This window comes from Sphaerotilus sp. (assembly GCF_034519685.1).
GTDB lineage: Bacteria > Pseudomonadota > Gammaproteobacteria > Burkholderiales > Burkholderiaceae_C > Sphaerotilus.
Map to the genome: position 1 here is coordinate 1,695,851 of NZ_JAXHOF010000006.1, position 24,236 is coordinate 1,720,086.

A 24,236-nucleotide genomic window follows, 5' to 3' on the forward strand; every position below is an offset into this window, starting at 1 on the left:
CGGGTTCTACGGAATCAGTATATCGGCGCGTGTGGTGACGAGCCGCCCTGGGGTCGTGGACAATCCGGGCCGAGAAATCAGGGAATCCGGGGTAACAAGACCATGAACCTTCAACTGTGCGTGCGCGATCCCGCCGAAGCGGCCCGGGCTGTCCGGGCCGGGGCAGCGGGCGTCGAAGTGATGTCGCCTGCGCCGGAGGTGATCCGGGCGGTGGTGACGCGGCTGCGGCTGCTGCGTGATGGGGTGGTGGTCGGCGCCGGCATCGGCCCGCTGGCGGCGCTGACGCCGTCCGCCGTGCGCTTGCGCGTGCGGCTGGTGGCCGATTGCGGTGTGGACCGGGTGCGGGTGCCGGTGCCGGCGCCGGCGCGGCCTTCCTCCGTGCTGCTGCTGACCCAGCTTGGGCAACTCGCCCGCGAAGGTGTGCCGGTGACACCGATGTTGCGGGTGCCGCTCGACCGTGGTGATGGCGCGGCCTGGGTGCAGCGCCTGAGCCTGGTGACGCAGCTGGGCTTTGCCAGCGTGCTGCTGGACGCCCGTGGCACGGACGCGCAGGGCGCCGACCTCTGGCAGCAGCGCGTCTCCCCGGGGCGCCTGCTGGGGGCCTTCGACGGTCTGCGGCGCATGGGCGTGCAGGTCGGGCTGATGGCCGCGCCGCGCCGCGCCCACCTGCGGCAGCTGCTGCACTGGGCGCCGGACGAGGTGGTGCTCGACTGCGGGCGCGAGGATCCGCGCGAGGGCAGGGTGGTGGATGCGTACCAGTTCGACCAGTGGGTGGCCGAACTGAATGCGCACCAGGCCATGGCACTGGACCGCGACCACCGTCCAGGCAGGTGGGCGTGAGCACCGCGGCGCTCCCCGGTTTTGCCTCGCCCGCGGTCGGCTTCGACCAGCCGTTCGAGATGCTGCACGCCTGCCACGACCGCGTCGAGCGCACGCTGTCGCTGCTGGCGCGGCTGGTGGCGCATGTGCGCGACCACGGCCACTGCGAGGACTCCCGCAGCGCGGCGCGCGACGTGCTGCGCTACTTCGACCTCGCCGCGCCACACCACCACCAGGACGAGGAGCGGCATGTCCTGCCGCCGCTGCTGGCCAGCAAGGACGCTGCCCAGCGCGCGCTGGCCGAGCAGCTCATCGCCGACCACCGCCGGATGGAGATGCTCTGGGCCGTGGTGCGCGGTCCGCTGCAGCAGTGGGCCGAGGCGCAGCCGACCGCGACCGCGACCGCGTTTGCGCAACCCCAGGCGCTGGCCGAGTTCACGGCGCTCTACGCCGACCACATCGCCCGCGAGGAGGGGCGCGCCTACCCGCTCGTCCTGGCCGTGCTGGACACCGCGACGCTGGCGGCGATGGGCGCCGAGATGGCAGCCCGCCGCCGCCCCGGACGCTGCGGCATGATGCCGACATGAACTCCTCCTTGTCTGCGGCCGTGCTGGCCGCCGCGCTCCTGGCGCCGTGGCTGGCCGAGGCCGGGCCCGATCTGCCGACCTCGCGTGCCGTGCCCGGCGGTGTGGTCACCTTGTCGCTCGGGCCGTCGAGCCAGCCGCCGCAGGTGCGCCACGCCGGCGTGCCGGTGCTGGTGGTGGGCGATCCGATCGAGTGGACCGCGGTGCTCGGCCTGCCGCTGGGCGCCAAGGCGGGGGCGGACGAGGTCACCGTGCAGCGCGAGGGCGCGCCGGCCAGGCGCCAGTCCTTCGCGATCGCACCGATGCGCTATGCCGAGCAGCGCCTGAGCGTGGCGCCGAAGCACGTCGAACTCAGCGCCGAGAACCTCGCCCGCCACGAGCGCGAGCGCGCCCACCAGGCCGAGGTCATCGCCACCTTCAGCGAGCCGCTGCCGGCCACGCTGCGCCTGCGCCAGCCGGTGCCGGGCGCGCGCTCCAGCTCCTTCGGGCTGCGCCGCGTCTTCAATGGCCAGTCGCGCAACCCGCACAGCGGCATGGACATCGCCGCCCCGACCGGCACGCCCGTGGTGGCGCCCGCGGCGGGCCGGGTGGCCGATGTCGGCGACTACTTCTTCAACGGCGGCACGGTCTGGCTCGACCACGGCGGCGGCTTCCTGACGATGTACTGCCACCTCTCGGCCGTGCATGTGAAGGTCGGCGACCTCGTGCGCGCCGGGGACCGCATCGCCGACGTCGGCGCCACCGGCCGCGTCACCGGACCGCACCTGCATTGGTCGGTCAGCCTGAACCGGGTGATGGTGGATCCGGCGCTGTTCCTGGGACTCTGACCGCCATGCCGACCTCCACCCGACTGGTCTACTCCACCGAGGCTGGCCGCATCTGCCCCGATTGCCGCCAGCCGGTGCTGCAGTGTCTGTGTTCCCGCCCGGCCGCGGTGTCGGTGTCCACGGACGGCATCGTGCGCGTGTCGCGCGAGACCAAGGGCCGCGCCGGCAAGGGCGTGACGCTGGTGAAGGGGCTGGGGCTGGAGGGCGATGCGCTGACCGCGCTGGCCAAGGCGCTCAAGGCGACCTGCGGCAGTGGTGGCACGGTCAAGGATGGTGTGGTCGAGGTGCAGGGCGACCACTGCGACAAGGTCATCGCCTGGCTCGCAGCCAAGGGCTGGAAGGTCAAGCGCGCCGGTGGCTGAGCGCGGAGGCTGCCTGCGCCGGCGTCGGTATCAGTCCAGCGGCGCCATCCCGTGCCGCCGCCGTGCCCGCGCGCAGGCATCGTCCCCGCGCCCCAGCGGCGCCAGCATCCCGAACTCGCGGCACGGCCCCGGCCGCCACTCGTAGATCCCGCAGCCGGCCTGCACGCCCACGGTGCCGACCAGCGCGGCACAGCGCGGCTGGGCATGGTCGGTGCCGCGCATGCGGGCGGTGCCGTCGTTCACTTCGACGGTGAGGCCGTCGGGCACGCAGCCGCCGCAGGACTGCAGCTCCTGGGTCGAGAAATCCACGCGGAAACTGGCGCAGCAGGCGCCGCAGCGCAGGCAGGGATTGGGGGCATCGCTCATCGTGGGCGTGACGATAGCGGATCGCGCGCTGCGCTCACTGCGTCGCCTGCACCTGCCGGCGGCGCTCGATGTAGCCGGGCTGCACAGCGCGGGCGTTGTCCGGGCAGGCGCTGGTGCTGTTGCAGGCGACGGCGTCGATCGTGTAGAGGCGCACGGTCTGGGCCGCCCCCGTGCTGTCCTGGCCCTCTTGGTAGATGCTGGACGAGCAGCGCACCGTGACGCGCACCCCGGTGTCGGCGCGCAGGTCGAGCGTCTGGCTGACGCCGCTGCAGGTGCTCCAGCTGCCCTTGAGTGCCTGGTACAGGCCCCACTCGGTTCCGGCGCGTGCAGCCGTCCAGGCGCGTGCGCCGAGGATGTCCTGCGCCGAGCCGGTCTGGGTCGATTGTCCGAGCCGTACGATGGCCGCCGCCAGGCTCGCCAGCACCACCAGCACGAAGATGGCCGCGATCGCGCCGAAGCCTGCAGATGGACGGCGATTCGACTGTTTCATGGCACGTTCGATACATGGGCCCCGACGACCAGCGTCACGCTTTCATTGCGACGGGTCAGTTCGAGCTGGAGGTAGACGAAGCCGTTCTGCTGCGTCGCGCCCTGGTTGGGGTCGTAGGTGATGGTGCAGCGGCTCAGGCCGGTGAGCACGGTCTGGCCGCCCGCGACCGATGGGCAAGCGGCCGGGTAGCCGGTGTTGAAGCCGTAGCCGGACAGGCGCACCAGCGTGCCGCGGGCGGTGCCGCTGGCGTCGAGCGAGCCGTCGGCACCGCTGCAGACGTAGAACACCGCCTGCTGGCTGGCGCTGACCACGCTGAAGCGGCCACCGTCGTAGCCGAGCGGGAACTGGGTGGGCGTGATGCCGATGCGGTGCTGGCCGAAGGCGGCGGTCGGGGTGGTGAGCGAGGTGATGGCGGCGCGGGTGCTGCCGCTGTAGACATCGTTGGGCGACTGGTTGCCGACGACCAGCCAGTCGCCGACGGCCGGCAGTGTGGACAGCGGCGTGAGCACATCGAGCGTGCTGGTCAGCGCCGTGGTGTCCAGCGGCGCAGAGCAGGTGGCCGACGGCGCGCAGCCCGGGCCGCTGTCGTTGACCGTGTCGGCGGCCATGCGCAGCCGGCCGCCGGCCACCGTCGGCACCAGCTCGACACACTGGCTGTCCGGACTGCGCAGCGAGTTCGGCACCGCCAGCCGCACCTCGCCGACCAGCCGGCGCAGCGCGGCATCGGCTTGTGCGGAGAGATCGGCGCGGTTGCGGGTCGCCAGGTAGCTGTCGAAGGCCGGGCGGAAGAACACCGTGAGCGACGCCGCCATCACGCCGCCGATGACGATCACCAGCACCAGCTCCAGCAGCGTGAAGCCACGCGGACCGCGGCCGGCGCGTGCCTCAGCTCGCATAGTCCAGCCGCCAGCCGGTGAGGGTCAGCCGGTCGTTGCCTCGGCGGACGGTCACGTCGATGCGCCGTGCCGCCGAGATGCCGCCGAGCGTGGCCGCCTGCACGGTGACGCTGACCGAGTAGCCGGCCAGCGCGCTGATCGGGGTGCCGTCGATCGTGCAGATCTGGTTGGTGGTGCTGTAGCCGTGGTAGTCCTGCAGGTCGTTCCAGGTGGTGCGCGCGCAGCCGCCGGGTGCGGCGTTGGCGGCGGCGGCGTAGGGCTTGAGCTGGATCTCTTCGAGCATTTCCTCGGCGATCGACAGCAACTGCTTGTGGACCACCGGGTCGGACGCGCCGCGCGTGACGGTCGAGTACGCGAGCATCACGCCCGCCAGCCCGACCCCGAGGACCAGGATGGCGATCACCAGCTCGATCAGCGTCATGCCGCGCATGTCACGCATGCCGTGCCGCCTACTCGACATGGCCGGTCTCCCCGAGCAGCGTGATGGCGGTCTGGCCGGTGATGCCGATCTGCCAGGTGGCGGTGGTGGTGCCGGCGGCGTCGGTGGTGGCGCGGCCGCTGGGCTGGAAGTAGACGGTGCCGGCGGGGGAGAGGGTGGTGGTGGTGCCACTGCCGGCGGCGTAGACGCTCTGTCCGTCCGGACCGACGAGGGCGTGGGTGCAGGCAGTGGCCGGGTTGGTCGCGGCGATGCGCAGGCTGACCCCGCCGGTGCCGATGGTCACGCAGACGAGCCGGCGGTGGGCGACGGCGGTCTGGCGTCCGTTGCGCAATGCCGCGATCAGCTCGCCGCGCCACGCCTCGTCACGAAAGCCGAGCACGCCGTCCAGGCTCGGCATCGCGAACACCGCCAGCACGGAGGTGAGCACGATCACGCCGAGCAGTTCGGGCAGCGTGAAGCCGGCGGCCGGTGGGTGCGCTGTGCGGCGGAGGGGTCTCATCGGGTCGGCACGGGGTGGTGCGGCTCAGTACAGCTCGCGCACATGCACGGTCTTGCGTGTCTCGGGCGTGGCGATGCCGAAGCTGGCGCGGGCGGAGGGGTCGCGGTCCCAGGTGCTCGCGCAGCTGCCGTTGCGTCCGCGCAGCCAGGGCAGGCCGGCGCCGGTGCTGGCCGGGTGGCTGGCCAGGCAACTCGCGTCGGTCGTCGTGCTGCCGAGGTTCAGGGCGAGGTCCACGCTGCCGGTGCTGCCGGCCGGGCTGGGGGCGGACAGGCTGATCGTGCCGTTGCCGCCGAGGATGGTCAGGGCGCCGGGGGTGGTGGTCCAGGATGCCGTGGCGCTGCCCTTGTAGTTCAGGTAGCCGCTGGGCACGACCGCCGTGGCGAGCACGCTGGTGCAACTGTCGGCGCTGTTGAGTACCCAGGCGCGGCCGGTCCAGTACTGCGCCTGCACGGGCAGTTGCAGCGCGGCCTTTTCCGAGCCGAAGACGTTCGACAGCCACAGCCGCCCGCTGCGCAGCGGCATGGCCGGCTCCAGGTAGCCGCTGGAGGACACGCTGTCGGCATCGGTCGCGCGCAGCGTGAGGCTGCCGGGTGCGCCGAGCTTGTCGGTGTAGGTGTAGGCGAGGCTGGTCGTCGAGCCGACACCGGCGCTGAACCGGCTGGCGGCGAGCGTGGCTGTGCTGCCGAAGCTGCCGAGGGCCAGACCGGCCGCGTCCGAGAGGGTCACGCTCTGGGCGAATGCGGGGCTGAGTGCACCGCTGCCGTCGTAGTTGACGGTGCGGGTGGGCGTGCTCAGGCCGTTCATGGCGATGACGGAGATGGTGAAGGGCTGGCCGGCGTAGCTGAAGCTGCCGCAGGCGGGCGTGGCGCTGACGTCAAAGTGGTGCGGGATGAAGCGGCCGAGGGCGGTGCCGGCGCTGCCGGTCGTGCCGGTGACGGCGGTGCCGGTGCCGAGGTAGCTGGCGAGGTCGGCCTTCAGGTCGAGGCGACCGACTTCGCTCCAGACGAGGCTGCTGGCGGTGGCGCTGCCGCTGCTGAAGGCGCCGAGGCTGCCGGTGAAGGTGCCGCTGCTGCTGCCCGTGCCGGTGGGCGCGGCCTTGATGTGGCTGAGGGTCGGGGTCTGCGCGGGGGACTCGCGGCCGAAGTTGGGCGTCGTGTTGCCGGCGCTGTTGCGGGCGCGCAGCGTGGCCGAGAAGGCGTTGCCGGCCTTGGTGGTGCCGGTCGGCACGCTGGTGAACTCGAACGAGGCCGGCGCGGCGATGAAGCTGGTGCTGCCGGTCATCGACAGGCCCGTGTCGTTGCTGGCGGCGCTGCCGGTGTAGGTGCCGGTAAGCTGAACCTGGCCGACGTCGGCGTAGGCCAGGGCCGCGGTGGCGGTTCCGGTGGCGTCGAAGGTCAGTGCCGTGTCGCTGCCGCCCGGGCTCAGGGCCGTGCCGCCGATGCGCACGGGCGCGGTCCCGGTGGCCGGATTCTGGTAGGCGTACTGCAGCCGGATCGACTTGGTGCCAGTGAACGCTGGCACGCACTGGTTGCTGTTGTCCGACGCGCGCACGGCCCGCACGGTCAGCAGGTTGCCGCTGCTCTCGGCGAGGTGGTTCGGGGCACTGAGCAGCAGGCCGCTGGCGCTGGCGGTGTAGGTGCAGGCGGGGCTGCCGAAGTTGCAGCTGGTGGCGCGGCTGGCCGTGGGGGCGCTGGCGGTGGCGGACAGGACGGTGCTGCCCGCCGTGGTGTACTGGACCCGGACATCGGCCGCGCTGCTGCCGCTGGCGATGTTGACGACCATGCCGTCGGGCCAGACGACACCGGCACTGGCACTGGCGGACAGCGTGGCCGAGACGCCGCCGGTGTAGGGCGTGCTGCAGCTGGCGTCCTGGCAGGCCACCACCGTCAGCGTCGACGGAGCACAGGTCACGCCGGTGCCGCTGGCGTGGCGGAGTTCGAGGTGGTCGAGCGAGGTCGGGCAGGCATGGGTCTGGTTGACATCGGCCAGCGCCTGGACCGGCGTGAGGGCGTAGTTGTAGAGCCGGACCTCGTCGAGCCGGCCGTTGGCGGAGTTCAGCGTGCCGCCGGTGGAAGTCACCGCGCTGCGGTTGTCGCCCAGCATCAGCGTGCCGATCGATGCGTCGATCAGGCCGTTGGTGGTGCCGGACACGGTGGCGACCTGGCTGCCGTTGACCAGCAGTGTCAGCGTGCTCTGGGCGGCCACCCCTGTGAGCGACCAGATCGCGGTGATGTGGGTCCAGGTGTTGGCGGCGACCGTCTGGGCCGGGCTGCTGGCGGTGAGGATGTTGCCAGCGCTGTCGGACACCATGAACTTCAGCACACCGGCCTGGACCGACAGGTGGAAGGGCCGGTTGGCGCGGGTGGTGGCATCCATCAGCACACCGGTGGTGCCCGCCCAGGTGGTGTTGCCGGCGTACCAGAACGACAGCGTGCCCTTGGAGCCGAGCACGGAGCTGACCTGCACCGAGGAGTCCACCCCATCGATCGTCGCCCCGGTGTTGGCCGGCACCGAGAGGGCCCGGCAGATCTTGCCGCTGGCGGTGTTGCTGGCCGCACCGACACGCACGCCATGGTTGCTGTTGCCGGTGCTGTCCTTCACCTCGCCGACCAGACCCGCCCAGCTCGATTCATCGAAGCGGAAGTCCGCGACCAGGTAGGGCAGGGTGCTCGGGATGTACCAGCGGATGGCGCTGCCGCTGCTGTTGTAGCCGGTGTTGTAGGCGTAGAGCGTGTAGTCGGTGCTGCTGATCTGCACGCCGATGGTGGCGTTCGAGCCCGTGGCGTTGTCGTTGGCGTACTGGTATTTGAACTCGCCGTTTTCGTACAGGATGATCTGGAAGGTGTACGGCGTGCTGGTGTTGTACTGGAACACGTCGTTCCAGGACACCACGAAATACCGGTTCGGTGCTGTTCCCTTTTGCTCCCAGGTGACGGTTCCGCCTTCCGCCGGATTCAGGTCCGTCCAGTACGCCATCAGGGTGTTGGCGGTGGCGCCCGAGGTGCAGCCGGTGCGGGCCGCCACGGCACCCGCTGGCAGCGTGGTGTTCGTGAAGATGCGGAACAGACCGTTGTCGGTGCCGAACTGCAGCATGCCATTCGAGAGGATGCGCACGCTGGTGTAGTTGGTGCCCGCCAGCCTGAACCGGAATCCACCCGTGAAGCTGATGGTCATCTGGTCATCGTCTACCGGGTAGTCGGTGCAGGCACGGGACCAGGTCACCGCGTTGGCGGTCGATTCCCAGGCGTAGGTGTCGCTGCGGGGGGCATAGGTGCCGGCGTGGACCAGGCCCGGCAGCAGGCACAGCCACCACAGCGGCCATGACCGCTGCCTCAGCAGGCGCCACAGAAGTCCCGCCACGGTGTGCTGCCGCCGGCCCGCTCGGTCCGTCAGGCTCAGTTGCCCGCGGCGATCGCGGTGAAGTTGGCCGTCTGTCCGCCGGCCGTCACCGTGCAGGTCGAGGTGCTGCCGTTGGTGGTGCCCGGGTCGGTGCCGCCCAGGGTGTAGCCTGTCGGCAGGCCGCCTTGCAGCAGGCTGGAGGCATGGGCGCAGGTGCTGACCGCGACGCACTTGTTGGCCGTGACGACATTGTTCATGAGCATGCAGCCGGCGTAGTTCAGGTTCATCGCCGACGCCGCAGCGCCGGCGACCCCTGCCGTGCTGGCCGCCTGGGCGTCGGACTTCATGTCGATGAACTTCGGCAGTGCAGTGGCCGCGAGCACACCGAGGATGACGATGACGACGATCAACTCGATCATCGTGAAGCCGGCTTGACGTGATTTCATGGAGGTGCTCCTGGGTATGTTCGGGTCGTGGTCGGATGTGGTGCGCTGTGCAGGCCTTGGGGTGCCCATGCCTGCCCATTTCGGCAAAGGTGGGCCTTGACTTGAGGGCCGAGGCGTGCTTGAACTGGCACCTGTTCGCTTCATTTGGCAAATGCCGTGCGGCCCAGATCCCAGACCGGCAGGAACACGCCGAGCGCCAGGATCAGCACCAGCACGCCGAGGAAGACGATCAGGATCGGCTCCAGCTGCGCGCTGAGCGTCTTCAGCTCGTACTGGACCTCGTTGTTGTAGAGATCGCAGACCTCTTCGAGCAGCTCGTCGATGGCGCCGGTCTCCTCGCCGACGGCCAGCATCTGCAGCACCACCGGCGTGAAGATGCCGGTGACGGCGGCGGCGCGCAGCACGGACTCGCCGCGCTCCACGCTCTCGCGCATGCCGTCGATGCGGCGGGCGATGTGCTGGTTGTCCACGGTCTGGGCGACGACGGTCAGCGCCTGCGAGATCGGCACGCCGCTCTTCAGCGACAGCGAGAAGCTGCGGGCGAAACGCGCCAGCATCGCCTTGCGCACGATCTTGCCGGCCACGGGAATGCGCAGCATCCAGCCGTCCCAGCGCAGGCGGCCCTCGGGGGTGGCGATCCACGCCCGCAGGACCACGACGGCGGCGCCAGCCCCGAGCAGCAGGAAGGCGCCGTAGTCCAGCGTGAACCGCGAGGTGGCCAGCAGGATGCGGGTGGCCAGCGGCAGGGTGACGCCCGCGTTCTGGAACACGGTGGCGAATGCCGGGATCACCATCACGTTGATCACCACGATGGCCGCCACCATGGCGCTGACCACGAAGCTCGGGTAGCGCAGCGCCGACTTGACCTGCTGGCGCATGAACAGCTCGAACTCCTGGTGGTGGAACAGGCGTAGGAAGATCTCGTCGAGCCGGCCGGTCATCTCGCCGACGCGGACCAGCGCGATGTAGAAGTTGTCGAACACCCGCGGGTGCTGCGCCAGCGACATCGACAGCGCGATGCCGGACTCCAGGCTGCGGCGCACCTCCGCCAGCGTCGTCTTCATCTTGTCGCTGGTGGCCGTCTCCTGCAGACCCATCAGCGCCCGCAGGATCGGCACGCCCGCGCGCAGCAGGGTGTTCAGCTGGCGGCTGAAGACCAGCAGATCGACCGGGTCCACCTTCTTGTCGAACAGGTCGGCCGGCAGCCAGCTGCGCAGGGTGGTCATGGCGTCGCCGCCACCACTGCCGCTGCCCGCGCCACCGCCACCCGCGTCGCCGGACGGGCTGGCGGCGCGGATGGTCAGCGGCGTGATGCCGCGGCCGATCAGGGCTTCCGCGGCGGCCGAGGCATGGCTGGCCTCGATCGTGCCGCTGGTCGTACCCTGCGAGGAGTGCCCGGTCCAGGCGAAACGCTGCATCACGGCCTCACCCCGCCGGTCCTTCCGCCATCTGGTGGCTCACGCGCATGGCTTCCGCGACCGTGGTCTTGCCGGCTAGCACCAGCCGTGCCGCATCGTGGCCGAGGGTGTGGCCCGCCATCTGTCGCCTCGCGACCTGCGCGAAGGTCAGCGGATCGCCATGGTTCATGGCCTCGACCAGCTCGCGGGTCATCTCCAGGATCTCGTAGACGCCGGTGCGCCCGCTGAAGCCGGTGTGGCTGCATTCATTGCAACCGGCGCCACGGCGCAGCGGCGCGGCATCGACGGCGCGGCCGCACTGCGTCTCCAGCCACGCCAGCTCATGGGCGTCGGGCCTGTGGACCTCGGCGCAGTGCGGACAGATCACCCGCACCAGCCGCTGCGCCAGCACCATCTGCAGCGACATCGCCACCATGTAGCGCGGCACGCCCATGTCGATCAGCCGGGTGGGCGTGGACATGGCGTCGTTGGTGTGCAGCGTCGAGAGCACCAGGTGGCCGGTGAGGGCGGCGCGCAGGCCGATCTCGGCGGTGGCCTGGTCGCGCATCTCGCCGACGAGGATCACGTCCGGATCCTGCCGCAGCGCGGCGCGCAGCACGCGGGCGAAGTCGAGGTCGATCTTGTCGTGGACCTGCACCTGGTTCAGACCCGGCAGGCGGTACTCGACCGGATCTTCCACGGTGATGATCTTGCGCTCGCTGTTGTTGAGTGCGTTCAGGGCGGCGTAGAGCGTGGTGGTCTTGCCGCTGCCGGTCGGGCCGGTGACGAGCACCATGCCGTTGGGCTTGGCGATGGCGCGGCGCAGCGCCTCGGCCACCCGCGGCGGCAGGTTCAGGTGGTCGATCGACAGCAGGCCCGAACTCTGGTTCAGCAGCCGCATCACGATCGACTCGCCGTGCTGCGTCGGCATGGTCGAGATGCGCACGTCGATCGCGCCGCTGCGCAGCGTCACCGCGAAGCGGCCGTCCTGCGGCAGCCGGCGCTCGGAGATGTCCAGCCCCGACATCAGCTTCAGCCGCAGCGCCACCGCGGCGGCGATCTTGGCATCGGCCTCGGTCTGCACATGCAGCACGCCGTCGATGCGGAAGCGGATGCGCAGCGAGCCTTGCTGCGGCTCGATGTGGATGTCCGAAGCCCGCACACGCAGCGCCTCCTCGAACACCGAATACAGCAGCCGCACGACCGGCGCGTCCTCGGCGCTGGCGGTGTTCAGGCCGAGCAGGTCGCCCAGGCTGTCCTCGACGCTGCGCAGCTCGGTGGTCAGCTCCTGCGCCAGGCCGGCGATGGCCTCGGTGTTGCGGTAAGAGCGGTCGATGGCCCCCAGCAGCTGGCTTTCGGCGACGACGATCAGCTCGATGTCACGCCGGACGATGCGGCTGATCTCGTCGTAGGCGGTCAGGTCGGTCGGGTCGGCCATGCCGATGCGCACGCCCGTGGTGGTTTCGTCCAGCACCATGGCGCGCAGCCGGCGTGCCTGCACTTCGGGCAGCAGCCGGGCGACTTCCGGGCGCACCGAGCGTTTGGCCAGATCGAGGTAAGGCGCGCGCAGCTGCCGTGCCAGCGCCTGCGCGATCTGCACTTCGTTGACCCAGCCGCTGTCGATGAAGACGCGGCCGAGCTTGCGCCCCGAGCTGCGCTGCGAGGTCAGCGCCTCGGTGAGCTGCTCGGCGGTGATCAGGCCCTGCTGGACCAGCAGGTCACCGAGTCGAATGCGTTCCGGTCGTGCCATGCGGGGGCCGTCCTGTCAGCGTGCGGGGGCAGGGAAGGGTGTGATGCTGGCGTTCGGGACGCGGGCATCCGCCTCCGGCCAGGCACTGTCTTCCTGGATCACGGTGGTCTTCATCAGGATGACCAGCTCGCGCTTGCGCATCACGGTCGACTTCTGGCGGAACAGGCCGCCGACGACGGGCGTGTCGCCCAGGCCCGGCACCTGGCTGCTCTCCTCGCGCTGCTCCTGCTGCATCAGGCCGCCGATGGCGACGATCTGGCCGTCCCGGACCCGCACGATGGAGTCCGTCTCGCTGATCGTGCTGGCCGCCAGCGGCAGCTTGTAGGAGCCCAGCGAGCCGAGGTTGATCGACTTCTGCTTCTCGGTGACGGTGCTGATCGAGGGATGGACATGCAGCATCACCATGCCGTCCTTGTCGATCTGCGGCGTCACGTCGAGCGCGATGCCCGAGAAGAAGGGCTGCAGCGTCACCGACGGCACCGAGGTGGTGGAGGATCCTGTGGAGCTGATCGTCGAGGACACGCCGGTGACATACAGCTCGTCCGAGCCGACCTTGAGCACGGCCTTCTGGTTGTTGATGGTGGCGATGCGCGGGCTGGAGAGCACCTGCACCTTGCCCTGCGTCTCCAGGAAGGTCAGCAGGGTGGAAAAGTTCGCGCGCTGGAAGGCCACGCCGTAGAAGGCTTTGCCGGCGGTGGCGGCCGAGGTCGTGGCAGCCGACACGTCGATCTGGCCCGTGCCGGACAAGGTGATGCCGGGGGCCAGCGCGGTCAGGTTGAGGGCGCCGTTGAGGAAATTGCCGAAGGCGCTCCAGTTCACGCCGGTCTGCGCGTCCTTGCTCAGCTCGACTTCGAGGATCTTGGCTTCGAGCATCACCTGGCGGTCGACACTGAGCTGCACCGCGTCCAGGTACTGCGTGATCTGGCGCAGCTCCAGCGGCGTGGCCCGCACCACGACGACGCCAGCCGCGGCATTGACGATGACCTGGCGCCGCTGGCTGCCGCTCACCTCGGTGGGCAGCAGGGCGGTGAGCGAGTTCTGTACGTCGCGCCAGAAGTCGGTGTCCGAGCTGGTGCGGACATGGGCGGTGTCGTCCTGGCGGCTGCCCGGCACGGGGCCGTTGTTCCCGCCACCGCTGCTGCCGTTGCCATTGCCGTTGTTGCCGCCATTGGCGTTGGCCACCTGTCCTGCGCCGCCGCCGCCCACCTGCCCGATCGAGCTGGAGGTGACGCGGATGTCGCTGGTGCCCTGGCGCCGGCCGGGCAGGTAGTTGACGCGGAAGACCCGGGTCTGCACGGTATTGGGCTGCACGAAGATGCGCCGCCCGCTGATGCGGTAATGGAAACCGTACAGCTCGCGCATGGCGTCCAGCGCCTCCATCACCGTGGTGTCGCGCAGGCTGAGCGAGACCGAGCCCGTCACCTCCGGCGACAGCAGGACTTGCCAGGCAGAACCCGCTGCGATCTGCAGGAACACCTGGCCTGCGGGGGCCTGGTTGACGGACAGGTCGAAGCGGTTTTCGGCCGAGGCCGGGGGGGGCACGGTCGCCGGGGTGGTGGCGACGGTGATGGCCGGAGGGGTGGCCGGAGCCGAGCGTGCCGGACCGGCCAGCCCGAACAGGCCGCCCAGGACCACGGTGGCGGCGAGTGCTGGTCGGATCGGGCGGATCAAGCCGCTCAGGCGGAGAGGTGCAGTCGTGGCCATCAAGGTTCCTTGCGTGGGGCGTTCTGCCCAGGCGCCGTCGTGTTCCCGTGCGCGTTCGCCGTCAGCGGGTCGGCGGCCGGCGCTTCGACCAGGGTGAACAGCCCCAGCCACTGCGTGCCGCCGCGCGACAGACGCAGCCAGACGCCGTCGGGGCGGATTTCCTGCACGGTGGCGTCGCCGAGGCGGTCGCCGGTGCGCACCAGCCGCCCGTCGATCAAGGCGCTCGGGCTGCCGGAGCGTGTGTCGCTGGGGAACTGCAGGGCCTGGACCCGCGGCACCGCAACGGCCACGGCCGGCGCCGGCCGCTGTGGACGTGCCGCCGCAGCCGAGCCCTCGACGGGCGCCACGATGCCCATGCGCACGGGCGGTGGCGCCGCGTCGGGCAGGGCGCTGGCCAGTCCGGCGGGCGGGCGGGTCGGATCGGGCAGGGCCGCCTGCGCCGCGCCGCCCGACAGCAAGACCCACAGCACCGCCGACAGCAGGGCGGACAGCAGCGGGGCGAACATCAGCAGGCGAGCCTGGGCCGTCATGGTCATCAGATCTCCACCCAGTGGGCGTCGGTGCTCAGCGTGTGCAGGCGCAGCGTGAGCAGCACCTGGGGATGCTGGAGCACCTTCAGCTGCAGGCTGCCCCACAGCAGGCGCTGCGGCGAGGCTTCCAGCGTCCGGAGGTAGGCCAGCAGATCGGCGTAGCGGCCTTCCACCGTCAGCTCCACGCCGTGGCGGTACAGCGCCGGTGTGCCCTGGCCGAGCGGGACGCGGCCCAGCGACTGCAGGCTGCGCAGCTGCAGACCCGCGTGGCGGCCGAGCAGCTGCTCCAGCAGCGGCAGCATCTCGGCCGGACCCACCAGGTCGCTGGTGCGGCCCTCGGCGTCGGCCTGGGCATTGCGGGCCTGCAGGGCGGCGAGTTCGGCCTGGATCTGGCGGCTGTCGAGTTCCTTGCGCTGCTGCAGGGTGGCGATGCTGGTGTCCAGGGCCTGCAGCGTCTGTGCGGACTGCTGGCGCAGCTGACGCGCCTGCTGCCAGGCCTTCCAGGCCGGGGTGACCCACAGGCTGTCGACCGCCATGCCCAGCACCACGGTGCAGCACAAGGCCACCAGCGCGCGTTCACGCTTGTTGAGCGCCTGGTAGCGCCGGTCCAGCGACTGCCATCGGGCGGCGGCGCCGGAGGGGGGGAGGGTGGGTGTCATGGCTTGTTGGCGGAGGGGGTATCGCCGCCACGGGGGGGCTGGCTGGACAGTGTGAATTCACTGAACTCGGGGGCCGGGATGTCGCCGCGGCGGATCTGTAGCGTGGCGAACGGGCGTCCCTTGAACTGCGGCTCGGCCTGCAGGCCGCGCAGGTAGTCGGGCAATGCCGCGGGGTCGGTCATGCGACCGCGGATCTCGATGGCGTCGTCGCTGCCCTGCAGCGTCAAGCCGGTGATCCAGACCGCCGGGTGGGCCTGGCGGGCCAGGGCTTCCAGATGGTCCGCATAGCCCTCGCGCCGCCCGGCGCTGCCATTGGCCAGCAGCCCCTGCAGGCGCTGGACCGCCGACTCGCGGTCGCGCAGGCGCTGAAGTCGTGCCTGTGCCTCCTGCTCGGTGCTGCTGGCGGCACCCGGCAGCAGGCTGGCCCGTCTGGCGTCCGTCTGCGCCACGAGCTGGAGCGTGTCACCGTGGATCTGGCGGGTGTTCCACTGCAGTGCGGCGCCGGCGGCCAACGCCACGGCGATCAGCGCACCCTGCCAGAGCAGCAGCGTCCCGAGCGCATTGGGCTGCTGGCTCTGGCAGAGGCTGCGGGCGTAGAGGTTGAGTTGCTGCGGCATGGCGGAGGGCCGGCGGATCAGAGGCGGCGCAGCGCCGCGCCGATGGCGATGGGCGACACGGTGTCCGGGGTCAGTCCGCTGTCGAGATCGGCGCCACCGAAGTCGATGCAGTCCTCGATGCGCAGGCGCACGACGGGCACATAGAGCAGATCGCGCACATAGTCGGCGAAGGCGTCCGAGCGGTCGTTGGCCACCACCAGCCGCGACAGCGTGACACGGCTGAACAGGCGCTCGAAGCTGTCGAGCGTGCGCTGCAGCTCCAGGCCTGCGCGGTCGAAGGCCTGCTGGCGCAGCGTGTCATCCGCGTCGGCGATCTGCGCTGCGGTCACGTCGATGTGGCGCGACTGCAGCAGCTCGCCGCTGGCGGTGATCACCAGCGTGCAATGGTCGTCGTCGATCAGCAGCAGCGCGACGCCGCGGCCCGGCTCCTCCAGCAGCGCGGCGAGGTTGCGCAGCGCGGTTTCCGGCAGATCCATCACCTTCCAGGGGGCCCGGGCGCGCAAGGCGGTCTCGGCGATGGGCGCGATCTCCTGCCGCGGCGCCAGTGCGGCCAGCACCGAAGGGCGCCCGCGCTGGTTGGTCTCGGCGGGAATCTCCAGCAGGTCGATCTGCGCATCGGCCACGGGGAAGCTCACCAGGTCGCGCAGCTGCCAGCGCACGGCGTCCGGCCAGTGTTCGCGCGGCACTTCGGGCGCTTCGGTCGGCAGGAGCTGGTACTGGTGGCGCTGCAGCACCAGCAGCCGATGGTGGCGCTGCAGCGTGCGCTGGCGACGGAGCGTTCTCAGGCTGTCCAGGGGCTTGGCCCAGTCCAGACGGCAGGCCCAGCGCACTTGCGGCCGGCCGTCCACCGGCCACTGCAGGTAGAGCGCCTGGGCCGTGGTGCCGTGGGGAACCACGGTCACCCAGCCGTCCAGCCGGGGTCGTTGCAGCCAGGAGAACACGGAATTTCGCTCCATCAGAAAGGATGGGGCGATGCTGCCTGCGCCGTAGTCCGTGCCAGAGCCGGAAAAGCGATGCAAAACGCGGCCACAAGGGGCCGCGTCTTCAGGGGCTCGGAGGGGTCAGCCCAGGCGTGCGCGGTGCCGTTCGATCTGCGCGCGGACCTGCACCGGCGCCGTGCCGCCCAGCACATTGCGGGCGTTGAGCGAGCCGGTGAGGCTGAGCACCTCGAACACGTCCTCGCCGATGCGGACGTCAAAGCCCTGCAGCGTCGCCAGCGGCAGCTCCGACAGGTCCTGGCCCAGTGCGATCGCGGTCTTCACCGCGTGGGCGACGACCTCGTGCGCGTCGCGGAACGGCAGGCCCTTCTTCACCAGGTAATCGGCCAGGTCGGTGGCGGTGGCGTAGCCGCGCAGCGCGGCACGTTCCATCGCGTCCTTCTTCACCGACAGGCCGCCCGCCCGCACGCCGTCCGCTGCGACCTCGCCACCGATCATCTCGGCCATGATGCGCAGCGTGTCCTTGACCGTGTCCACGGTGTCGAACAGCGGCTCCTTGTCTTCCTGGTTGTCCTTGTTGTAGGCCAGCGGCTGGCCCTTCATCAGCGTGATGAGGCCCATCAGGTGCCCGACGACCCGGCCGGACTTGCCGCGTGCCAGCTCGGCGACATCCGGGTTGCGCTTCTGCGGCATGATCGACGAGCCGGTGCAGTAGCGGTCCGACAGGTTGATGAAGCCGAAGTTCTGGCTCATCCAGACCACGATCTCCTCGGCCAGCCGCGACACATGCACCATCACCAGCGTCGCGAACGACGTGAACTCGATGGCGAAGTCGCGGTCGCTCACGGCGTCCAGGCTGTTCTGGCAGACGCCGTCGAAGCCCAGCGTGCGCGCCACGCGCTCGCGGTCGAGCGGGTAGCTGGTGCCGGCGAGTGCGGCGGCGCCCAGCGGCAGGCGGTTGACGCGGCGTCGAAGGTCGGCGAGCCGCTCGGCGTCGCGCGAGAACATCTCGACATAGGCCAGCAGATGGTGCGCGAAGCTCACGGGCTGCGCGACCTGCAGGTGCGTGAAGCCGGGCAGGATCACCTCGACGTTCTGCGCTGCGACATGGACGAGCGCGCGCTGCATGTCGTCGAGCAGCGCGGCGGTGGCGTCGATCTCGTCGCGCAGCCACAGGCGCACGTCGGTGGCGACCTGGTCGTTGCGGCTGCGGCCGGTGTGCAGCCGCTTGCCGGCGTCGCCCACCAGCGTGGTCAGGCGGGCCTCGATGTTGAGGTGGACGTCTTCGAGGTCGAGCTTCCACTCGAAGGTGCCGGCCTTGATCTCGGCGTGGATCTGCGCCATGCCGCGCTGGATGTCCTCCAGATCCTGCGGGGCGATGATGCCCTGGGCGGCCAGCATCTCGGCGTGGGCCAGGCTGCCCTCAATGTCAGCGCGCCAGAGGCGCTTGTCGAAGGTGACGCTGGAGGTGTAGCGCTTGACCAGCTCGCTCATCGGTTCGGAGAACAGGGCGGACCAGGCTTGCGACTTCTTGTCGAGTTGGTGGGTGCTCATCGGGAGGGTTCGGCAGAGGCTCGGGGAGGGGACAATCGCGGAATCTGCCCGGATTGTAGAGACCGACCCTGACCGTGCCCGCTGAACCTGTTCCTTCCGACGCCTCCGTGCTGCCCGACGATGTCTGCCAGGCCGGGGTGGTGCTGCGCACGCTGCTGTTCGTGCATGGCGTGGCGGCGCTGGGGCTGGGGTTCCGGGCGGATTCGCTGCGCCAGTGGCTGGTGGATGTGTCGGTGGTCGTCGCGGCGGTGCTGCCGGCGACGCTGGTGTGGTTGCTGGCCGTGTGTGCGCTGGGCCGGGTGGCGCGGGGGGGCGTGGCGCTGGGGGTGCAGTGGCTGGCGGTGTGCGGGCTGGGGCTGGCCTGTGGGGCGATGGCCTGGGTGCTGCTGGTCGTGCTCGACCAGATGGGCGAGGACTGGCCCGGCGCCATCGCCACGCTGGGCAGCGGCGCGGCGCTGTCCGCTGCGGTGTTCCACTGGCTGCGCCAGCGCACCCGGCTGCGCCTGCCCGCCGGCACGCAGGCGCGGCTGGCCGAGCTGCAGTCGCGCATCCGGCCGCATTTCCTCTTCAACGCGCTCAACAGCGCGATCGCGCTGGTGCGGGTCGATCCGGCGCAGGCCGAGGCGGTGCTGGAAGACCTGTCGGAGCTGTTCCGTGCGGCGCTGGTCGGCTCGGGCGAGCGGGTGACGCTGGGCGAGGAGGTCGAGCTGGCGCAGCGCTATCTGGCCATCGAGCAGGTGCGTTTCGGCGAGCGGCTCCAGGTGCGCTGGAAGATCGACCCGCTGGTGGCCAGTGCCCGGGTGCCGTCCCTGCTGCTGCAGCCGCTGGTGGAGAACGCGGTCAAGCATGGCGTCGAGCCTTCGCCCACGGGCGGCGACATCCGTATCCGCGCCCAGGCCCACCACGGCCGGGCGCTGGTCACCATCACCAACACCGTGCCCGAAGGCAAGCCGCGCAAGGGCCACGGCATGGCGCTGCACAACGTGCGGGAGCGCCTGGCGCTGCTGCACGACCTGGACATGCGCTTCGAGGCCGGACCGATCGAGGGCGGGCGTTTCCGGGTGCGGCTGATGATTCCGCTGGGCCGCGGGACAGCGCCATGAGGCCGGCGACATGAGGACTGGACGATGAGTGTGCTGCGTGTGTTGCTGGTCGACGATGAGGCCCTGTCGCGCCTGCGCCTGCGCACGCTGCTGGGCGACTGCGTGGACCCGGCCTGCGTGGTGGCCGGCGAGGCCAGCTCTGCGCCGGCCGCACTGCACTGGCTGACCCTGCACCAGGCGGATGTCGTGCTGCTCGACATCCACATGCCCGGCATGGACGGCCTGCAGCTCGCGGCTCGCCTGCAGGATCTGCCGCGTGCGCCGGCGGTCATCTTCGTCACGGCCCATTCCGAACACGCGCTGGCGGCCTTCGAGGTCGAGGCCGTCGACTACCTGACCAAGCCCGTGCGGCGCCAGCGTCTGCAGGCGGCGCTGCTGCGGGTGGCCCAGCGGCAGCAGGGTTTTGTGGCCAGTGCGCCGGCGCCGCTGGACCCTGCGGTGCACACGCCGGTGATCGTCGTGCACGAGCGGGGCGAGCTGCTGCGGGTGCCGCTGGCCGAGGTGCTCTACCTGAAGGCCGAACTGAAATACGTCACCCTGCGCACCGCGCGGCGGGCGCTGCTGCTGGACGAGTCGCTGGCGGAGCTGGAGGAGCGGGTCGGCGAGCGTTTCCTGCGCATCCACCGCAACGCGCTGGTGGCGCGCAACGCCGTGGTGGCATTGGAGCGGCGCGACGACGGCGAGGGAGCCGAAGGCTGGGCCGTGCGCATCGCGCTGACCGACGAGTGGCTGGCGGTGTCGCGTCGGCAGCTGGTCGCGGTGCGCGAGATGCTGGCCGCGGAGGGCTTGTAACGGCATCACCCCATGACCTTTACACTGCGCGCCACCATGCGGCCAACATGGATCGCTGTTTTCGGGGTTACCACGTCTTGCCATGGAAATTTCCATATTTTCCGGATTGCTCCGGCACCCCAATGTCCCTGGACTGGACGCCGCAAGCGGGAGGGCCGCTCCATGAACTGGATGCGCTGGCACACGCCCGGGCTGCTCGGGCTGGTCTGTTTGCTGGTCGGTTGCCTGGATGGGTATCCGACCAACAGCCCCGATGACGCTGACTTTCCCCCAAGTTCCGTCGACATGACTCAGGCGCAGCGCATGCAGCGCCTCAATGAGATGGGCATGGACACCAGTCCGCATCTGCGCTGGCATTACACGCTGGACGCCGGATGCCGGCTGCAGATGGAATACCAGGAGCGGCGCTGGTTTGCCCGCAGCCAGGTGGTGCGGGTTCCGCTGTCCGGGACCGAGATCCGGATCGAGGGGCTGGAAGAGGCGCTGGAAGAGGGGCCGGAGCTGTACCGTGTGGTCGGATTGCGCCAGGTGGCCGGACAGGGGGAGCCCCAGGGCCCGGGCACCGTGCTGCATGACCAGGGGAGCTGGCCGGATGCGATCGAGTTCCGCGCCTTGCTCGCCCATTTGCAACGAGACTGTCATGCCACCGTCTCCTGATCGTCCTGCCCCCCCGACCTTTCGGGAAGCCTTCTTCTATTGGCTGCAGCTCGGCTGCATCAGTTTTGGCGGCCCCGCCGGACAGATCGCGTTGATGCACGCCGAGCTGGTGGACAAGCGCCGCTGGATCAGCGAACAGCGCTTCCTGCACGCGCTGAACTACTGCATGGTCCTGCCCGGCCCCGAGGCGCAGCAGCTCGCCATCTACCTCGGCTGGCTGCTGCACCGCACCTGGGGCGGCATCGTCGCGGGCACGCTGTTCGTGCTGCCGTCGCTGTTCCTCCTGGCGGCGCTGACCTGGGTCTATCTGGTGTTCGGCGATGTCCCGGCCGTGAAGGGGATCTTCGAGGGCATCAAGCCGGCCGTGGTCGCCATCGTGGTCTTCGCGGCGTGGCGGATCGGCGCGCGGGCCTTGAAGAACCGGGTGCTGCAGGCGATGGCGGTGCTGTCCTTCGTCGCGCTGTTCGGCTTCGGCGTGCCGTTTCCCGCCATCGTGCTGGCGGCGGGGCTGATCGGTTGGGTCGGCGGACGGATCGCGCCGCAGTATTTCCAGACCGGCGGCGGCGGGCAGGGCGCCGCGAAGCCGCGCCACGGTCCTGCACTGATCGACGACGACACGCCTGCCCCACCACACGCGCGGTTCCGCTGGGGCTATCTGCTGCTGCTGCTGGGCGTGGCGCTCGGGCTGTGGGTCGGGATGGTGGCCTTGCTGCTCGGCCAGCCGGTGCTGCACGACATGGGGATCTTCTTCACCAAGGCGGCCTTGCTGACCTTCGGCGGCGCCTATGCGGTACTGCCCTATGTCTACCAGGGCGGCGTCGAGACCCACGGCTGGCTGACCGGCCCGCAGATGATGGACGGGCTGGCGCTGGGCGAGAGCACGCCGGGGCCGCTGATCATGGTGGTGGCCTTCGTCGGCTTTGTCGGCGCCTGGACCAAGGAGGTCTTCGGTCCGGAAGCGCTGGCGGTGGCCGGGCTGGCGGGGGCTGCGGTCGCGACTTTCTTCACCTTCCTGCCGAGCTTCGTCTTCATCCTGGCGGGAGCGCCGCTGGTCGAATCGACCCGCGGCAACCTGAAGTTCACCGCACCGCTGACCGGCATCACGGCGGCGGTGGTCGGCGTGATCCTGAACCTCGCGGTGTTTTTCGGCTGGCATGTCGTCTGGCCGAGGGCGACGGCCGAGGCACCGTTCTCGGGGGGCATCGCGGTGTTCTCGGCCGCCTTGGCGGTAGGCGCCTTCGTGGCGCTGTGGCGCTACCGGCAGGACGTCATGACGGTGCTCGCGGTCTGCGCCGGGGTGGGGCTGCTGCGGAGTCTGGTCTGATGCGCTGGCGCATCAGCGTTCGACCGCCCCGAGGTCGACCTTGCTGCCCTTGACGGTCCGGGCCTGCGGCAGGAAGTTGCTGCCGAGCTGGTAGGTCAGCGGGTGGGCGGCGGCGCCCGCCGGGGCTGCCTGACCGGCGTCGAGGAGTGCCGTGCCCGCCAGCGGCATGAAGGTCGCCGCATCAAACGGCAGGGTGCTGCCAGCGATCAGGTTGGCGGTGCCCTTGACCTGGCCCTTGAGCGTCTTCCACTGTGTGGTGTCGGTCCAGCCGGTGCGGATCCAGTTGACGCCGAGGTTCAGGATGCCGTCCGGCGTGTAGGTCTTGGCCAGCGAGTCGTTCTCGGCCTGGCGCAGGTTCAGCTCCGTCACCGTGCCATCGAACCAGAACACGTTGTTCCAGGCCTCCACCGTCTCTTCAGTGGTCGAGATCTGGAAGATGCGCGCGCCCTTGCCGGTGCCGTGGACCGTGTTGTTGAAGAAATACAGCGTGCCCTTGCGGAACAGCGATTCGCCCCAGTTCGCCCCGGCCGGTGCGCCGAAATGGTCGCCGCCGTAGTGGAAGAAGCTGCCCTCGTCGCCGTTCTTCTTGATCTGGTTGCCGTAGACGAAGGTGGTCCGGTAGGCGGGCGTGGCCAGCGCGGTGACGGGGAAGTCTTCCGCCTCGACCATGTCGATGGCCCGGGCGCCGCCCTCGATGCGGTTGTAGCGCACGACCAGACCCGCCGAGCGGTCCTTGGCCGAGTTGCCCAGCGAGCCGGCACGCAGCGGGCCGTAGCGGTTGAACTCGATCACCATGCCCAGGCTCTGGGTGTAGGTGGAGTGCATGTGGTCGTCGCCGACGATGCCGTGGCCCCACAGGTAGTTGCCGGCGATGCGGATGTCGCGGGTCTGGGCGAAGGCGCCTTCGTCATTGGACTTGGTGAAGATGCCCATCTGGCAGTCGCTGATCTCGTTGTCGGCGATCAGGATGTTGTGGCCACGGTCGACCCAGATGCAGGCGCCGAAGGGATCGTAGGTCTTGGTGGCGCCAGCGGCGTTCTTGAAGCTGTAGTTGGGATGGCCGGCGCGGATGTTCAGGCCGTCGATCGTGATCCAGGTCGGATAGTCGGCGTAGGTGCCGCTGGCATGGGCCTTGATGGCGATGATGGTGCGGCCCTGGTGGATGTCGCGGGTTTCCGTCGTGTTGCCGTAGGCGGTGCCCAGTGCGGTGCGGGTGGTGGCGCCGTTGCCGTCGATGATCGGGCGTTCGTTGTTCGGGCCGCGCACGCCGCAGATGCGGACCGGGGCGGCTTGCGTGCCCTTCGCCGCGACCATGAACTTGCCCTTGTAGGGCGTGGCCGTATAGAAGATGCGCACCGTGTCGCCGGCCTTGAGGCTTTCCCACGGCACGGCATCCAGCGTGGTGTAGGGCTTGCCCGGACCGACCTGGTAATCGACGCCCTTGCCGGAGGCCACACAGGCGGTCAGCGCGAGGCCGTCCACCGGCGGTGCCGGGGTCGGCGCAGGGGTCGGCGCAGCAACGGGCGTCGGACTGGGAGACGCAACGGGGGTTGGCGCCGGCGCTGGCGTCGGTGCCGGCGTGGCCACGGGTTTCGGAATGGGAGCGGCGACCGGCGAAGGTGCAGGTGAAGCGATGGGCTTCGGACTGGGTGCTGCCACGGGTGCCGGTGCGCCGCTGACGTCGAGCACGGTGCCCGATTCCCCGCCGCCACAGGCGGTGAGTCCGCCGGTCAGCGCCAAGCCGGCTGCGATCCACAGGGTGCGCACATGTGCTGTTCTGGTCTGGTCCATCGGGTCCTTCTTCGGGGTTGCTGCAGGGATGGCAGCGAAGATAGGTGGGCACCCTGGATGCGCCAGTAAGCAATTTTCTTTACTGTAACCAGGTCAATTGCGCAACAAATGTTCGTGATTTGCCTGTGTTTTGTAAATTTTCCACTTATTCGCGGGGGCAGGAAAATCAGATTTCGCCCCCGGATCGTGTGCTGTGTCACGCGCATCGGCTTGGATGTGGCGCAGGCTGCAACCAGCGGTCACAGGGCGTAGTCGGCCCGTCTGACCGGCGTTGCCCTGGATTGCCGCAACTCCACACCTCCCGTTGCAGACGATGTCGGTTTGCATCGTCTGCGGCACCGGCACGGACGGTG

The 24,236-nt window shown here is 70.1% G+C and carries 24 protein-coding genes; 8 read left to right on the forward strand and 16 right to left on the reverse strand.

The window, feature by feature from the left end; all coding sequences use genetic code 11:
* Positions 1-102 precede the first annotated feature (102 nt).
* The 4 genes from U5O44_RS18625 to U5O44_RS18640 are packed head-to-tail and all read left to right on the forward strand — an operon-like array spanning position 103 to position 2,592.
* Positions 103-840, forward strand: a complete 738-nt coding sequence (locus tag U5O44_RS18625) for a hypothetical protein (RefSeq protein ID WP_322589893.1) — start codon at positions 103-105, stop codon at positions 838-840.
* Positions 837-1,406, forward strand: coding sequence for a hemerythrin domain-containing protein (locus U5O44_RS18630; RefSeq protein WP_322589894.1), 570 nt, complete (start codon positions 837-839; stop codon positions 1,404-1,406). The genes U5O44_RS18625 and U5O44_RS18630 overlap by 4 nt, the downstream gene beginning before the upstream one ends.
* Positions 1,403-2,230, forward strand: a complete 828-nt coding sequence (locus U5O44_RS18635; protein ID WP_322589895.1) for a peptidoglycan DD-metalloendopeptidase family protein — start codon at positions 1,403-1,405, stop codon at positions 2,228-2,230. The genes U5O44_RS18630 and U5O44_RS18635 overlap by 4 nt, the downstream gene beginning before the upstream one ends.
* A 5-nt stretch (positions 2,231-2,235) precedes the next feature.
* A complete protein-coding gene (locus U5O44_RS18640) occupies positions 2,236-2,592 on the forward strand; it encodes a translation initiation factor Sui1 (protein ID WP_322589896.1) in 357 nt (118 codons plus the stop codon).
* A gap of 30 nt (positions 2,593-2,622) precedes the next feature.
* Here U5O44_RS18640 and U5O44_RS18645 read toward each other — a convergent pair whose 3' ends face one another.
* The 15 genes from U5O44_RS18645 to argH all read right to left on the reverse strand — a co-directional run bounded on the left by U5O44_RS18645 (position 2,623) and on the right by argH (position 18,216).
* Positions 2,623-2,958 carry a YkgJ family cysteine cluster protein gene (locus U5O44_RS18645; protein ID WP_322589897.1) on the reverse strand — a complete coding sequence of 112 codons (336 nt, stop codon included), beginning with the start codon at positions 2,956-2,958 and terminating at the stop codon, positions 2,623-2,625.
* A 34-nt stretch (positions 2,959-2,992) separates the two neighbouring features.
* Positions 2,993-3,448 carry an MSHA biogenesis protein MshP gene (locus tag U5O44_RS18650; protein WP_322589898.1) on the reverse strand — a complete coding sequence of 152 codons (456 nt, stop codon included), beginning with the start codon at positions 3,446-3,448 and terminating at the stop codon, positions 2,993-2,995.
* Positions 3,445-4,344, reverse strand: coding sequence for a type II secretion system protein (locus tag U5O44_RS18655; RefSeq protein WP_322589899.1), 900 nt, complete (start codon positions 4,342-4,344; stop codon positions 3,445-3,447). Before U5O44_RS18655 ends, U5O44_RS18650 begins: the two co-directional genes overlap by 4 nt.
* Positions 4,334-4,783, reverse strand: a complete 450-nt coding sequence (locus tag U5O44_RS18660; RefSeq protein WP_322589900.1) for a type IV pilus modification PilV family protein — start codon at positions 4,781-4,783, stop codon at positions 4,334-4,336. Before U5O44_RS18660 ends, U5O44_RS18655 begins: the two co-directional genes overlap by 11 nt.
* A 10-nt stretch (positions 4,784-4,793) precedes the next feature.
* Positions 4,794-5,282, reverse strand: coding sequence for a pilus assembly FimT family protein (locus U5O44_RS18665; protein WP_322589901.1), 489 nt, complete (start codon positions 5,280-5,282; stop codon positions 4,794-4,796).
* A gap of 24 nt (positions 5,283-5,306) precedes the next feature.
* Positions 5,307-8,642: a LamG domain-containing protein gene (locus tag U5O44_RS18670; protein WP_322589902.1), complete on the reverse strand. Its 3,336-nt coding sequence runs from the start codon at positions 8,640-8,642 to the stop codon at positions 5,307-5,309.
* A gap of 35 nt (positions 8,643-8,677) precedes the next feature.
* Complete coding sequence (locus tag U5O44_RS18675) at positions 8,678-9,067, reverse strand: type II secretion system protein (protein WP_322589903.1); 390 nt, start codon at positions 9,065-9,067, stop codon at positions 8,678-8,680.
* A 140-nt stretch (positions 9,068-9,207) separates the two neighbouring features.
* The gene (locus tag U5O44_RS18680) at positions 9,208-10,485 is read right to left on the reverse strand and encodes a type II secretion system F family protein (protein ID WP_322589904.1); all 1,278 of its coding nucleotides are present in this window, start codon (positions 10,483-10,485) and stop codon (positions 9,208-9,210) included.
* A gap of 7 nt (positions 10,486-10,492) precedes the next feature.
* Positions 10,493-12,214, reverse strand: a complete 1,722-nt coding sequence (locus U5O44_RS18685; RefSeq protein WP_322589905.1) for a GspE/PulE family protein — start codon at positions 12,212-12,214, stop codon at positions 10,493-10,495.
* A gap of 15 nt (positions 12,215-12,229) precedes the next feature.
* The gene (gene mshL / locus U5O44_RS18690) at positions 12,230-13,918 is read right to left on the reverse strand and encodes a pilus (MSHA type) biogenesis protein MshL (RefSeq protein WP_322589906.1); all 1,689 of its coding nucleotides are present in this window, start codon (positions 13,916-13,918) and stop codon (positions 12,230-12,232) included.
* Complete coding sequence (locus U5O44_RS18695; protein WP_322589907.1) at positions 13,918-14,454, reverse strand: hypothetical protein; 537 nt, start codon at positions 14,452-14,454, stop codon at positions 13,918-13,920. The genes mshL and U5O44_RS18695 overlap by 1 nt, the downstream gene beginning before the upstream one ends.
* Positions 14,454-15,107: a hypothetical protein gene (locus U5O44_RS18700; protein ID WP_322589908.1), complete on the reverse strand. Its 654-nt coding sequence runs from the start codon at positions 15,105-15,107 to the stop codon at positions 14,454-14,456. Before U5O44_RS18700 ends, U5O44_RS18695 begins: the two co-directional genes overlap by 1 nt.
* On the reverse strand, positions 15,104-15,724 hold the full coding sequence (locus U5O44_RS18705; protein ID WP_322589909.1) for a PilN domain-containing protein: 621 nt from the start codon (positions 15,722-15,724) through the stop codon (positions 15,104-15,106). The genes U5O44_RS18700 and U5O44_RS18705 overlap by 4 nt, the downstream gene beginning before the upstream one ends.
* Positions 15,725-15,741: 17 nt before the next feature.
* The gene (locus U5O44_RS18710; RefSeq protein WP_322589910.1) at positions 15,742-16,680 is read right to left on the reverse strand and encodes a hypothetical protein; all 939 of its coding nucleotides are present in this window, start codon (positions 16,678-16,680) and stop codon (positions 15,742-15,744) included.
* Positions 16,681-16,785: 105 nt separating this feature from the next.
* A complete protein-coding gene (argH, locus tag U5O44_RS18715; RefSeq protein ID WP_322589911.1) occupies positions 16,786-18,216 on the reverse strand; it encodes an argininosuccinate lyase in 1,431 nt (476 codons plus the stop codon).
* Positions 18,217-18,290: 74 nt separating this feature from the next.
* On the opposite strand from argH, the gene U5O44_RS18720 reads away from it, so the two are divergent.
* The 4 genes from U5O44_RS18720 (at position 18,291) to chrA (ending at position 22,092) form a co-directional block, all read left to right on the forward strand.
* Positions 18,291-19,319 (forward strand): sensor histidine kinase, encoded by a 1,029-nt coding sequence (locus U5O44_RS18720; protein WP_322589912.1) that lies wholly within the window; start codon positions 18,291-18,293, stop codon positions 19,317-19,319.
* A gap of 24 nt (positions 19,320-19,343) precedes the next feature.
* Positions 19,344-20,111 carry a LytR/AlgR family response regulator transcription factor gene (locus tag U5O44_RS18725; RefSeq protein ID WP_322589913.1) on the forward strand — a complete coding sequence of 256 codons (768 nt, stop codon included), beginning with the start codon at positions 19,344-19,346 and terminating at the stop codon, positions 20,109-20,111.
* 162 nt (positions 20,112-20,273) lie between these two features.
* Positions 20,274-20,768 (forward strand): hypothetical protein, encoded by a 495-nt coding sequence (locus U5O44_RS18730; RefSeq protein ID WP_322589914.1) that lies wholly within the window; start codon positions 20,274-20,276, stop codon positions 20,766-20,768.
* Positions 20,752-22,092, forward strand: a complete 1,341-nt coding sequence (chrA, locus tag U5O44_RS18735) for a chromate efflux transporter (protein ID WP_322589915.1) — start codon at positions 20,752-20,754, stop codon at positions 22,090-22,092. Before U5O44_RS18730 ends, chrA begins: the two co-directional genes overlap by 17 nt.
* A gap of 12 nt (positions 22,093-22,104) precedes the next feature.
* Here chrA and U5O44_RS18740 read toward each other — a convergent pair whose 3' ends face one another.
* Positions 22,105-23,883 carry a right-handed parallel beta-helix repeat-containing protein gene (locus tag U5O44_RS18740; protein WP_322589916.1) on the reverse strand — a complete coding sequence of 593 codons (1,779 nt, stop codon included), beginning with the start codon at positions 23,881-23,883 and terminating at the stop codon, positions 22,105-22,107.
* Between the last annotated feature and the right edge of the window lie 353 nt (positions 23,884-24,236).

Coding starts and splice junctions, on each gene's coding strand:
- U5O44_RS18625 (WP_322589893.1), top strand. CDS start 103: ATGAACCTTCAACTGTGCGTGCGCGATCCCGCCGAAGCGGCCCGGGCT.
- U5O44_RS18635 (WP_322589895.1), top strand. CDS start 1,403: ATGAACTCCTCCTTGTCTGCGGCCGTGCTGGCCGCCGCGCTCCTGGCG.
- U5O44_RS18640 (WP_322589896.1), top strand. CDS start 2,236: ATGCCGACCTCCACCCGACTGGTCTACTCCACCGAGGCTGGCCGCATC.
- U5O44_RS18645 (WP_322589897.1), bottom strand. CDS start 2,958: ATGAGCGATGCCCCCAATCCCTGCCTGCGCTGCGGCGCCTGCTGCGCC.
- U5O44_RS18650 (WP_322589898.1), bottom strand. CDS start 3,448: ATGAAACAGTCGAATCGCCGTCCATCTGCAGGCTTCGGCGCGATCGCG.
- U5O44_RS18655 (WP_322589899.1), bottom strand. CDS start 4,344: ATGCGAGCTGAGGCACGCGCCGGCCGCGGTCCGCGTGGCTTCACGCTG.
- U5O44_RS18660 (WP_322589900.1), bottom strand. CDS start 4,783: ATGCGTGACATGCGCGGCATGACGCTGATCGAGCTGGTGATCGCCATC.
- U5O44_RS18665 (WP_322589901.1), bottom strand. CDS start 5,282: ATGAGACCCCTCCGCCGCACAGCGCACCCACCGGCCGCCGGCTTCACG.
- U5O44_RS18675 (WP_322589903.1), bottom strand. CDS start 9,067: ATGAAATCACGTCAAGCCGGCTTCACGATGATCGAGTTGATCGTCGTC.
- U5O44_RS18680 (WP_322589904.1), bottom strand. CDS start 10,485: ATGCAGCGTTTCGCCTGGACCGGGCACTCCTCGCAGGGTACGACCAGC.
- U5O44_RS18685 (WP_322589905.1), bottom strand. CDS start 12,214: ATGGCACGACCGGAACGCATTCGACTCGGTGACCTGCTGGTCCAGCAG.
- mshL (WP_322589906.1), bottom strand. CDS start 13,918: ATGGCCACGACTGCACCTCTCCGCCTGAGCGGCTTGATCCGCCCGATC.
- U5O44_RS18695 (WP_322589907.1), bottom strand. CDS start 14,454: ATGACCATGACGGCCCAGGCTCGCCTGCTGATGTTCGCCCCGCTGCTG.
- U5O44_RS18700 (WP_322589908.1), bottom strand. CDS start 15,107: ATGACACCCACCCTCCCCCCCTCCGGCGCCGCCGCCCGATGGCAGTCG.
- U5O44_RS18705 (WP_322589909.1), bottom strand. CDS start 15,724: ATGCCGCAGCAACTCAACCTCTACGCCCGCAGCCTCTGCCAGAGCCAG.
- U5O44_RS18710 (WP_322589910.1), bottom strand. CDS start 16,680: ATGGAGCGAAATTCCGTGTTCTCCTGGCTGCAACGACCCCGGCTGGAC.
- argH (WP_322589911.1), bottom strand. CDS start 18,216: ATGAGCACCCACCAACTCGACAAGAAGTCGCAAGCCTGGTCCGCCCTG.
- U5O44_RS18725 (WP_322589913.1), top strand. CDS start 19,344: ATGAGTGTGCTGCGTGTGTTGCTGGTCGACGATGAGGCCCTGTCGCGC.
- U5O44_RS18730 (WP_322589914.1), top strand. CDS start 20,274: ATGAACTGGATGCGCTGGCACACGCCCGGGCTGCTCGGGCTGGTCTGT.
- chrA (WP_322589915.1), top strand. CDS start 20,752: ATGCCACCGTCTCCTGATCGTCCTGCCCCCCCGACCTTTCGGGAAGCC.
- U5O44_RS18740 (WP_322589916.1), bottom strand. CDS start 23,883: ATGGACCAGACCAGAACAGCACATGTGCGCACCCTGTGGATCGCAGCC.